This window comes from Streptomyces sp. NBC_00203 (assembly GCF_045206325.1).
Taxonomy (GTDB): domain Bacteria; phylum Actinomycetota; class Actinomycetes; order Streptomycetales; family Streptomycetaceae; genus Streptomyces; species Streptomyces lutosisoli.
In genome coordinates this window covers 497,141-508,571 of record NZ_CP108126.1, presented here as the reverse complement: position 1 = coordinate 508,571, position 11,431 = coordinate 497,141, and the positions used below count along the sequence as shown (strand labels likewise).

At 69.2% G+C, this 11,431-nt stretch carries 8 protein-coding genes; 7 read left to right on the top strand and 1 reads right to left on the bottom strand.

Going from position 1 to position 11,431, the window contains the following annotated elements; genetic code table 11:
• Window positions 1-50: 50 nt before the first annotated feature.
• Window positions 51-440, bottom strand: a complete 390-nt coding sequence (locus tag OG975_RS02555) for a signal peptidase I (RefSeq protein ID WP_406327059.1) — start codon at window positions 438-440, stop codon at window positions 51-53.
• A gap of 293 nt (window positions 441-733) precedes the next feature.
• Between OG975_RS02555 and OG975_RS02550 the strand changes: the two genes are divergently transcribed.
• The 7 genes from OG975_RS02550 to araB all read left to right on the top strand — a co-directional run bounded on the left by OG975_RS02550 (window position 734) and on the right by araB (window position 11,428).
• A complete protein-coding gene (locus tag OG975_RS02550; RefSeq protein ID WP_406327057.1) occupies window positions 734-1,825 on the top strand; it encodes a LacI family DNA-binding transcriptional regulator in 1,092 nt (363 codons plus the stop codon).
• Window positions 1,826-2,220: 395 nt separating this feature from the next.
• A complete protein-coding gene (locus tag OG975_RS02545; RefSeq protein WP_406327055.1) occupies window positions 2,221-3,615 on the top strand; it encodes an ABC transporter substrate-binding protein in 1,395 nt (464 codons plus the stop codon).
• A 78-nt stretch (window positions 3,616-3,693) separates the two neighbouring features.
• The gene (locus OG975_RS02540; protein ID WP_406327054.1) at window positions 3,694-4,638 is read left to right on the top strand and encodes a carbohydrate ABC transporter permease; all 945 of its coding nucleotides are present in this window, start codon (window positions 3,694-3,696) and stop codon (window positions 4,636-4,638) included.
• Window positions 4,635-5,570, top strand: coding sequence for a carbohydrate ABC transporter permease (locus OG975_RS02535; RefSeq protein ID WP_406327053.1), 936 nt, complete (start codon window positions 4,635-4,637; stop codon window positions 5,568-5,570). The genes OG975_RS02540 and OG975_RS02535 overlap by 4 nt, the downstream gene beginning before the upstream one ends.
• 48 nt (window positions 5,571-5,618) lie before the next feature.
• On the top strand, window positions 5,619-7,757 hold the full coding sequence (locus tag OG975_RS02530; RefSeq protein WP_406327051.1) for a beta-galactosidase: 2,139 nt from the start codon (window positions 5,619-5,621) through the stop codon (window positions 7,755-7,757).
• A 48-nt stretch (window positions 7,758-7,805) separates the two neighbouring features.
• Window positions 7,806-9,611: an RICIN domain-containing protein gene (locus OG975_RS02525; protein ID WP_406327049.1), complete on the top strand. Its 1,806-nt coding sequence runs from the start codon at window positions 7,806-7,808 to the stop codon at window positions 9,609-9,611.
• Window positions 9,612-9,748: 137 nt separating this feature from the next.
• Complete coding sequence (araB, locus tag OG975_RS02520) at window positions 9,749-11,428, top strand: ribulokinase (protein ID WP_406327048.1); 1,680 nt, start codon at window positions 9,749-9,751, stop codon at window positions 11,426-11,428.
• Window positions 11,429-11,431 lie beyond the last annotated feature (3 nt).

Here is an 11,431-nt window from a genome sequence, read left to right as displayed (position 1 = left end):
ATGGAGTCGCAGGTCCATGGACTGGAACCCGCGCAGACCGACCTCCGTGCTCAGCTCTCCCGTCGCGCCCGGTCCGTCTCCGTCACCGCGTAGCCCGGTACGGACGGCCACCGGACTGTCAGCACCACCGACTCCTCCTCCGCGAACCATGAGTGGTCGACTCCGTGCCCCCACACGACGTAATCGCCCTGCTCCTGCAGAACAACGCTGCGGCCGGGTAGTTCAACGCGGAAGCGGCCGCTGACAAGAACCAGGAGAGCCGTGCGTTCCTCGCCTCTGACCCATTGCAATCGCTCGTCGCCGCGAGGATGGACGCCCCATTTGATCTCCACGGCCTCGCTGTGACGCGGATCGTCGACGTCCTTGAAGTGGCCGAGAAGCCACCCCCGGTCCAGTGGCGCGTCCTTGCCCGCATTGCCTACGTACACGCTGTCGTTCACGTTGCGGGATGCTAGCAACCGCTCTCGCAGGCGCCGTCAGCCATGAGGCGGTGCCCGAGCCGGCCCTCGTCTCAACTCCCCACCGTCCGGCCGTGGCAGTGCACGGCGGACGCCTCCTCGCATCCTGGCCGCCGCCACTCGACAGCGCGCCTCGATGGCAGAGATGTTGCGCAACCCCTTGACGCGTCTCGTTCCGTTGCGTAGATATGTCTGCGCAGTCATGGCAGCGCAGTCAGACGGGAACTGGCCACGTTGTCACCTGCCGGAGATCACCGGAGATCAGGAGACACCCCATGGCACGACTGACAGGCCGCAGCACAGGCACCGCGCCGCGCAGTATCGACGTGGCGCGTCTGGCGGGTGTCTCGCAGAAGACGGTGTCCCGGGTCATGAACGGTGAGCAGTACGTCTCCGACGACGTACGCAGACGTGTCCTGGAAGCCGCCGACACCCTCGGTTACCGGCTGAACCATGCCGCCCGGGCGCTGGCCTCCGGACGGACCCAGACCATCGGTGTGGTGACGCTCGGAACGGCTCTGTACGGGCCCGCCTCACTGCTGATGGGCGTCGAACGTGCCGTGCGGGACACCGGTTACGCGCTTCGCGTGGTCAACACGATGGAGGGCGACGCCGCGGGCATCGCCGGTGCCGTCGACTCGCTCCTCGATCAGGGCGTGGACGGCATCGTCATCTCCGAGCCGATCGACGAGGAGGGAGGCGCGAACCTCTCCGTCCGCGTCGAGGTCCCGGTCCTGATCCTCGGCGCACCACCGCCGTTCGCCGCCTCCCAGGTGGTGACCGCGGGGCTCGTCTCCCACCAGCTGGCCCAGGCCGTCACCGAGCACCTGCTCGAACTGGGGCACACGACCGTCCATCACCTCGCCGGTCCCCAACGCTGGTACGCCGCCCGGGACCGTCTTGAGGGATGGCGGGCGACGCTGGCCGCGCACGGCAGACGGGAACCGCCTGTCATCGAGGGCGACTGGTCGGCTGCCTCCGGCTACGCGGCCGGTCGCCGGCTGGCCGCCGACGACAGCGTGACGGCCGTCTTCGCCGCCAACGACGACATGGCCATCGGTCTGATCCGCGCACTGCTGGAAGCCGGCCGGCGCGTACCGGAGGACATCAGTGTTGTCGGTCTCGACGACATTCCGGTCGCCGCCTATGTGACACCGCCCCTGACGACGGTCCGACAGCCGTTCGACGCGACGGCGCAGGACGGCCTCAAGCTTCTCGTGCACGCCATCGAGAACCCGGACGCGGACCCGGTAACGGTGGACAACCCGCCGGTCAACCTCGTCGTCCGCGAGTCGACCGCACCCCCGCCGAACCGGACGACCCCGGGACGCCAAGGGACTACGGAACGCCGACGGACCACCGACTGACTCCGCAGAACCCTGTTCTCCGACCCCGACCACGAGGGGAGTTCCGCCCAACCACAGCCCGTCCACCCCTCCCACCTGCTGCGACACCCGTACTCGAGTGAGCGAGCCGACCCACCTGCATCAGGTCGTCGCACCTCCCACTCACCAGCGCCGCGGCCTGGGCACCTCCCCTTGAGCCGATCGCCGCCCAGGCCGGCGCCCCGTCTCACGCCCTCACCGGCGCGAGCCCCCCATTCGGTCAACGAGCGTGACGTGCTCGGCCCCGGGATCCGCGAGGAACGCGTTCGTCCCGCCGGCCTTGCCCCGCTCCTCACGCCTGAACGCACCTCCCGGCATCCCTTCAGCACGCCGTCGCCCGGCGCGCGGATCCCTTACGCCTCTCTGCGGAGTTCACCATGTCCAGATCTTCCACAGCCTCCTCCTCGGCCTCCCTGAACCGTCGTGGCTTCCTCGCCGCGACCGGAGCCCTGACGCTGGCGAGCACGCTGGCCGCCTGCGGTGGCGGCGACTCGGGCGGCTCGTCCGCTACGTCCGCCAAGCCGGTCAGCCAGGCCGACATCGACAAGGCCATGAAGACCCCGACCGAGCTGACGTTCTGGACCTGGGTCCCGAACATCGCCCAGGAGGTCGCGCTCTTCGAGAAGAAGTACCCGGCCATCAAGGTCAAGGTCGTCAACGCCGGCCAGGGAACCCCGCAGTACACCAAGCTGCGTACCGCCCTGAAAGCCGGCAGCGGCGCCCCGGACATGGTGCAGATCGAGTACCAGGCCATCCCGACCTTCACCATCACCAACAGCCTGCTGGACCTGCGGCCCTACGGCGCCTCCGCGCTGAAGAGCCGGTTCGTCGACTGGACCTGGGGCCAGGTCAGCGGCAGTAAGGGCGAGGTCTGGGCGATCCCGCAGGACACCGGGCCCATGGGCATGCTGTACCGCAAGGACATCTTCGACAAGCACGGCATCCAAGTGCCCACCACCTGGGACGAGTTCGCCGCCGCGGCCCGCAAGCTCCACAAGGCCGACCCGGACGTGTACCTCACCAACCTGGCGGCGAACCAGGCCGCCGCGTGGCACGGCCTGCTCTGGCAGGCGGGCGCCAAGCCGTACGTGACCTCGGGGAAGAGCGACATCGCCATCAGCGTCGACGACGCCGTCTCCCGGAAGCTCGGCGCGTACTGGGGCGGACTGGCGAAGGAAGGCGTGATCGGCGTCGACCCGGACTTCACCGACTCCTGGTACGCCGGACTGAACAAGGGCAAGTACGCCACCTGGCTCACCGCCGCCTGGGGGCCCGCCTTCCTCTCCGGCTCGGCCAAGTCCACCGCGGGCAAGTGGCGCGCGGCCCCGCTGCCGCAGTGGGACGCCGCCAAGCCGAGCTCGGGCAACTGGGGCGGCTCGACGACCGCGGTCATCCGCTCCACCAAGAACCCGATCGCGGCGGCCCAGTTCGCCCAGTTCCTCAACAGCGACCCCGCCAGCGCCAAGATGTTCGCCACTGAGCAGTTCTTCTTCCCGGCGACGAAGGCCGTGCTCGCGGACGCCGACTTCGTCGGGGACGCGCCGTCCTTCTACGGCGGCCAGAAGGTCAACCAGGTCTTCGCCGACGTCAGCAGCACGGTCAACCCCTCCTTCCAGTGGCCGCCGTTCCTCGACCAGGTGGCCACGGACTGGACCGAGACCGTCGGCAAGTCCCTCGCCGGCAAGTCCGACACCGTCCGCGCGCTCGGCGCATGGCAGACACGGCTCACCACCTACGCCAAGAGCCAGGGCTTCACGGTCAAGACCTCCTGACGGTTCGTCGGGTCCCGCGCCGCGGCGCGGGACCCGGCCGTCCTCCACCCGCACGATCCCACCCCTCAGAAAGGCCCGATGATGACTGCCACAACCGCGGCCTCCCCCAAGGGCCGGCGCCGAGACGGGCCGACACGCCCCGGGCGCGGCGGCACGCGCCGCCGCCGGTCGGCAGGGCCACTGTTCGTCGCACCGTTCATGGTGCTGTTCCTCCTGCTCTTCCTCGCTCCGCTCGGCTACGCCGCCTACCTGAGCTTGTTCCAGGAGAAGTTGATCGGCGGCTCGACGTTCGTCGGCCTGGACAACTACGTCACCGCGCTGAAGGACCCGCTCCTCCTCAAGGGCATCGGCCGGGTAGCCCTGTTCTTCGTCATCCAGGTCCCGGTGATGCTGCTGCTGGCCCTGTTCTTCGCGCTCGCCCTGGACAGCGGTCTGCTCCGCCTCGCCCGCGTGATCCGTCTCGGCATCTTCGTCCCGTACGCCGTCCCGAGCGTGATCGCCACCCTCATGTGGGGCTACCTCTACGGCCCCGACTTCGGCCCCTTCGCCCAGATCAGCCGCCATCTCCACCTGCCGGCCCCGCACTTCCTCAGCGACAGCTGGATGCTCGGCAGCCTCGCGAACATCGTGACCTGGGAGTTCGTCGGCTACAACATGATCATCCTGTACGCCGCCCTGCGCACGATCCCCGCCGAGCTCTACGAGGCCGCCGCCATGGACGGCGCAGGCGCCTGGCGGATCGCCTGGTCCATCAAACTCCCGGCGCTGCGCCCGGCGTTGACCCTCACTCTGCTGTTCTCGGTGATCGGCAGCTTCCAGCTGTTCAACGAACCGAAGCTGCTGATGAGCGTCGCCCCGGACGTGATCAGCAGTTCCTACACCGCCAACCTCTACGCCTACTCCGTCGCCTTCATCAGCCAGCAGACCAACTACGCGGCCACGGTGTCCTTCATCCTCGGTCTTGTCATCGTGATCGTGTCGTACGCCTTCCTGCTCACCGCGAACCGCAGGAGGACCTCATGACCACCGTGACCCCCGCACACTCGCCGGCTTCGACGGGTAAGCGGCTGCCCGCCGAGGCCCGCACACGGCGCCGGTCGTCGGCCCGCCGGCGCAGCACCCCGCTGACGATCGCCATGCTGGCCGTCCTCGCGTACTTCCTGCTCCCGCTGTTCTGGCTGCTGATCGCCTCGACCAAGAGCACCCAGGATCTCTTCAACAGCTTCGGCCTGTGGTTCTCGCACGCCCCGCAGCTGCTGTCCAACATCAAGGCCACCTTCACCCAGGACGACGGCGTCTATGGGCGCTGGCTGCTCAACACGGTCCTCTACGCCGGGGTGAGCGCGCTCGGCGCCGCACTGCTCGCGGCGGCGGCCGGCTACGGCTTCGCCAAGTACCGCTTCCGAGGCCATGGCGCCGCCTTCAACCTCATCCTCGGCGCCATCATGATCCCGACCACCGCCCTGGCGATTCCCACCTACCTGCTGTTCGCCAAGGCGGGCCTGGTCAACACCCCTTGGGCCGTCATCCTGCCGTCCCTGATCAGTCCCTTCGGCCTCTACCTCATGCGGATCTACGCCGAGGACGCCATCCCCGACAGCCTCATCGAGGCCGCCCGCATGGACGGCGCCGGAGAACTCAGGATCTTCTGCACGATCGCGCTGCGACTCCTTGCCCCCGGCCTGGTGACCGTCATCCTCTTCACGCTCGTCGCCACCTGGAACAACTACTTCCTGCCGCTGATCATGCTCAACGACCCGAACCTGTACCCCATCACGGTCGGGCTCTCCTCCTGGGCCGCCCAGGCGCAGAACGGCGGCGCCGGAGCCAGCAGCGACATGCTCGCGCTCGTCGTGACCGGCTCCCTGATCTCGATCATCCCGCTCGTCCTGGCCTTCCTGCTGCTCCAGCGGTACTGGCAGAGCGGCCTGGCCACCGGCGGCGTCAAGCAGTAGCCCGCGCATTCCTCACACCACTCCCCGTATCCCCGGAGGTTTCCCTTCATGGCGGCTCTGCCTGCCCGCGTTCTCTTCGGCGCCGCGTACTACCACGAGTACACGCCGGCCTACGGCTCCCAACTGCCGCCCGACGAACGCCTCAAGACCGACCTGGACCTGATGGCCGAGGCGAACTTCACCGTGATCCGGGTCGGCGAGTCGGTGTGGTCGACCTGGGAGCCGGAGAACGGTCGCTTCGACCTCGACTGGCTCCAGCCGGTGCTGGACGGCGCCCACGAGCGCGGCATCTCCGTCATCATCGGGACCCCGACGTACGCCGCGCCGCAGTGGCTGGCCCGTCAGTACCCGGAGATCACCGCGGAGCACGCCACCGGGCAGCGCCTCGGCTGGGGCGCCCGCCAGGAGATCGACTTCACCCACCCCGCCTTCCGGTTCCACGCCGAGCGGGTGATCCGCAAGATGGTGGCCCGGTACGCCGACCACCCGGCGGTCATCGGATGGCAGGTGGACAACGAGCCGGGCCTGCACCTCTTCCACAACCACGGTGTCTTCCAGCGCTTCGTGGACCACCTGCGGGAGAAGTACGGGGACGTCGAGACCCTGAACCGCGAGTGGGGCCTGGTGTATTGGTCCCATCGGCTGTCTACCTGGGCCGACCTGTGGACCCCGGACGGCAACGAACAGCCCCAGTACGACGTCGCATGGCGGGAGTTCCAGGCCCGGCAGGTGACCGAGTTCATCGGCTGGCAGGCCGACATCGTCCGCGAGTACGCCCGCCCCGACCACTTCGTCACCACCTGCATCTCCTACACCCGCCAAGGGGTGGAGGACGATGAGATGACGGACCGCCTCGACATCGCGTCGGGCAACCCGTACTACGACATGCAGGACGGCCTGCTGCTGCCCGATCCGACTCCCGACACCCATGAGCAGCAGTGGAAGACCACCGGGGTGTGGTCGATGTATCAGACCGCCGACTGGATGTTCTCCTCGCGCCAGGAGCCGTTCCTGGTCACCGAGACCAACGCCCAGAGCATCGGTTTCCCGTGGGACAACCGGCCCGGCTACGACGGCCAGTGGCGCCAGGCCGCCTGGGCCCTCGTCGGCCGCGGTGCCCGCATGATCGAGTACTGGCAGTGGCAGACCCTGCGCTTCGGCGCGGAGACCTACTGGGGCGGAGTCCTCCCGCACAGCGGCCTGCCCGGCCGTACCTATGCCGAAGTCGCCCGTCTCGGCGCGGAGTTCGAGGCGGCCGGCCCGCTGGTCGCCGGTCTGGAACCGGACGCCGACATCACGATGGTCTACTCGATGCCGAGCAAGTGGCTGATGCAGAAGTACCCGCCGCTCGCGACCGCCGACGGCGAACCGGACGCCGCCGCCTACCACCGGTTCTTCGACCCCTTCTACCGCGGCGCCTTCGACGCCGGCCGCCAGGTCCGTATCGTCCACGCCCGCCAACTGCACGACCCGCGCGGTGAACGGGAGGGGATGACACCGGAGGAGGCCGTCCAGCGTCACCCCGTCCTTGTCGCCCCGGCCCTGTACGTCGTCGACGACACCACGCTCGACTGGCTGGAGGCCTACGCCCGAGCAGGCGGCCACCTGGTCCTCGGCCCGCGCAGCGCCTACGCCGACCACGAGGCACGGGCGCGCCACGAGCCGACCCCCGGACGCCTCGTCCCCGCCGCGGGCGTCCGGTACGACGAGTTCAGCAACCTCACGCGCGAGGTCCCGGTCCGCGCCGTGCCGGGCAGCCCGCTCGACGTGTCCGCGGACGCCACGGCGACGCAGTGGATCGAGGGCCTCACGGTCGTCGACGCGGATGTCCTCGCCACGTACGAGCACCCGCACTACGGCCGCTGGCCCGCCGTCACCACCCGCCGCCACGGCGAGGGCCGGGTCACCTGCGTCGGCGCGATACCGGGCCGCGACCTCGCCCGGACGCTGGCCGAGTGGCTGGCCCCGGCCGCGAGCAGCGGGTGGCGCGACCTCCCCGGGTCCGTCACCGCGACCACCGGCACGTCACCCGACGGCCGCCGCGTCCACATCGTCCACAACTGGAGCTGGGAGCCGGTGAGCGTCCCCGCCCCGGCGGACCTCTCCGACGCCCTGAACGGCACGTCCCACCCCACGGGCACGCCGCTGGACCTCGGCGCCTGGGACGTACGCGTGTTCGTCTCCTGATCCACCCCTTGTGAGCACCTCACCGTAGTCATCCCCTGAGGAGGGGCCATGCAGCGAAGAAGGCTTGGACGAGCCCTCGGCATCTTCACCGCGACATCCGCGATCCTGGCGACACCCATGTTCAGTGCACAGGCCTACGACCCGACGGGCGGGATCCTCTACCAGCTCGGCAGCGAGCCGTGCCTGAAGGGCCGGGGCAACTGCGCGGTCTACCCGAAGTCGGCGGAGCTGCCCAGCGGGCGACTGGTCGCGTCGTTCGAGAAGTCCACCGTCGTGACGTCGACGGGCAGCGCCGACAAGCAGACCCTCCCGGTCTACAAGAGCGACGACCATGGAACGACCTGGCAGTCGCTGTCCGAGGTCAAGGCTCCGGCATACCTTTCCAGCGACCCCCAGTACGCCAAGTACACGAGCAACTGGACCAACCCGTACCTCTACACGCTTCCGCAGGACGTCGGGAACCTGAAGCAGGGCACGCTCCTCCTTGCCAGCGTCGTCTCGGGCGACGACTACTACTACAAGGAGCACAAGGCGGCCGACCCCAACTGGACGCCGTCCAACGACGGGGACCGCAAGGACCTGGCGATCGCTCTGTACTCCAGCACCGACGACGGTGTGACGTGGAGTGTCGTCAACGTCATCGCGACCGGCGGCTGGCAGGGCGGCAGCGCGGGCGCGGTCGGCCAGAACATCGCGGCCGCCAACACGAACAAGCAGGTGGACCCCGTCTGGGAGCCGTACCTGATGGTCTACAAGGGCCAACTCGTCTGCTACTACTCCGACGAGAACGACTACACCGGCTTCAACGAGACTACCGGCGCCCCGACACTGGACCCCGCCAACGACACCGCCACGGACTCGCACGGCCAGATCCTCGCCCACAAGACCTGGAACGGCGCCAGCGCCCAGTGGAGCGACCCCGTCGTCGACATCGCCGGACTGAACCAGGACATGGGAGGCGGCAAGACGGAGATCGGCGGCGGGCGGCCGGGCATGGCGAACGTCGTCCGCACCACGGACGGCAAGTGGCTCCTGACCTTCGAGTACTGGGGCGGAGGGGTCAACACCCGGTACGTGCTCGCCGACAACCCGTTGAAGTTCTTCCTCGGCTCCGCCACGGGAACGGGCGTCACCTCCCTGTCTCTCGACGCCGGTTCCCACGCGCTCGCGACGGGCGGCAGTCCGGTCGTCATCCGGCTTCCCGGGGGACGCCTGGTCTACAACGCGGCCGGCAGCGGCAACGTCTGGGTCAACGACAGCGGGCGCAGCGACGGCACGTGGAAGGAGTACCAGACGACCTCCCCGGCCGGCTACAGCCGCAACCTCCAGTACGTGGAGGGCACTGGCCGCCTCGCGATCCTCAACAACCAGGGCACTTCCACCATCGCCTACGCCGAGACCGACCTCGGCCACTCGGACGGCGCCTACTACCAGTTGGTGAACCACAAGACCGACCAGGTGATCGGCACCGGCAACAGGACCAACGACGCGAACATCGGCAACGGTGACGTCCCCGACGTCCGCCTGGAGGCCCCGGGCTCGGCGGCGAACGCGGACACCCAGTACTGGCACATGGTGACCGAGCCGAGCGGCGGCGTGACCCTGCTCAACAAGTCGGGCGGCCGGGCCGCGGCCATCTGGACCGGCAGCGCGACCGCAGGCCAGAAGATCGGCCAATGGGTCGACAACAGCGACACCGGCAGCTGGAACCTCGTCAAGACCAGCGACGGGTTCTACAAACTGCAGTCCGTCAAGAACACCAGCCTCTACCTGACAGGAGCGTCCGCCGGGGCACAGCTGACCCTGCAGACCACGGCCACCGACGGTTCGCAGGACTGGGAACTCGTCCAGTAGTCACCGTGAAGCCGGGGCCTGGCACTCGCTGTCAGGCCCCCCACCCTCATTCGCCAGATCGAACGTTGCCCGACATCCCGAATGCCAAGTCCAGATTGCCCGCCACAACGATCACCTCACCGAAAGGACGGCCAGCCGTGAACACAGACCACGATGACCGCGCGAACCTCGAACCCTGCGTCGTCGGAGTCGACTTCGGCACGCTGTCCGGGCGGGCCGTGGTGGTCCGCGTCCGGGACGGGGCGGAGCTGGGCACGGCGGAACACGCGTACACCCACGCGGTCCTGGACCGCGAACTGCCCGACGGTACGAGGCTGCCGCCCGACTGGGCCCTTCAGGTTCCGTCGGACTACCTCGACGTCCTGCGCCACGCGGTTCCCGAGGCGCTGTTCCGTGCCGGAGTGCGCCCGGAGCAGGTGATCGGTGTCGGCACGGACTTCACCGCCTGCACGGTGCTGCCGGTGCTGGCCGACGGCACCCCCCTGTGCGAACTGCCCGACCTCACCGGCCGCCCGCACGCCTACGTCAAGCTGTGGCGCCACCACGCCGCCCAGGGCCACGCGGACCGGATCAACGCGCTCGCGGCGGAGCGCAGGGAGCCGTGGCTGGCGCGGTACGGCGGGAAGATCTCCTCGGAGTGGGAGTTCGCCAAGGCGCTGCAGGTGCTGGAGGAGGATCCGGAGGTCTACGGCCGGACCGAGCGGTGGGTGGAGGCTGCGGACTGGATCGTGTGGCGGCTGTGCGGAACGTACGTCCGCAACGCCTGCACCGCCGGCTACAAGGGCCAGCTCCAGGACGGCGCCTATCCTTCCCGCGACTACCTCGCGGCGCTGAACCCGGACTTCGCCGACTTCGTGACCGACAAGCTGGACCAGCCGATCGCCGAACTGGGCGCTCCGGCCGGGACGTTGACGGCCGAGGCCGCGGCCTGGACGGGGCTGCCCGAGGGCATCACCGTGTGTGTGGGCCATGTCGACGCCCATGTGACGGCGCCCGCGGCGGGAGCCGTGGAGCCGGGACAGATGGTCGCCATCATGGGCACCTCGACCTGCCATGTGATGAGCTCCGACCAGCGGGCGACCGTGCCGGGCATGTGCGGCGTCGTGGACGGCGGCATCCTGCCGGGTCTTTGGGGATACGAGGCCGGACAGAGCGGCGTCGGCGACATCTTCGCCTGGTTCGTCCGCAACGGGTTTCCGGCCGAGTACGCGGAGCGGGCCGCGAGCCTGGGACGGAGCGCCCACGAACACCTCACCGCGCTGGCGGCCGAACAGAAGGTGGGGGAGCACGGGCTGATCGCCCTGGACTGGCACAGCGGCAACCGCTCCGTCCTGGTCGACCACGACCTCAGCGGTGTGCTGGTCGGACTGACGCTCTCCACCCGGCCCGAGGACATCTACCGCGCCCTGCTGGAGGCCACCGCCTTCGGCACCCGCACCATCATCGACGCCTTCGAGGCAGCCGACGTACCGGTGCAGGAAGTCATCGTCGCCGGTGGCCTGACGAAGAACGCGCTGCTGATGCAGATCTACGCCGACGTCACCCGCCGTCCGCTCGGCGTCATCGGCTCCGCCCAGGGCCCGGCACTCGGCGCCGCGATGCACGCCGCCGTCGCCGCCGGAGCGTACCCCGACATCCGGGCCGCGGCCCACGCCATGGGCAAGGTCCACCGCGGGGCCTACCAGCCCGACCCCGAACGCGCCGCCGCCTACGACCGTCTGTACGCCGAATACCGGCTCCTGCACGACTACTTCGGCCGCGGGGCCAACGAGGTCATGCACCGGCTGCGCCGCGTCCGCGCAGCAGCATCCGCCTGAGCC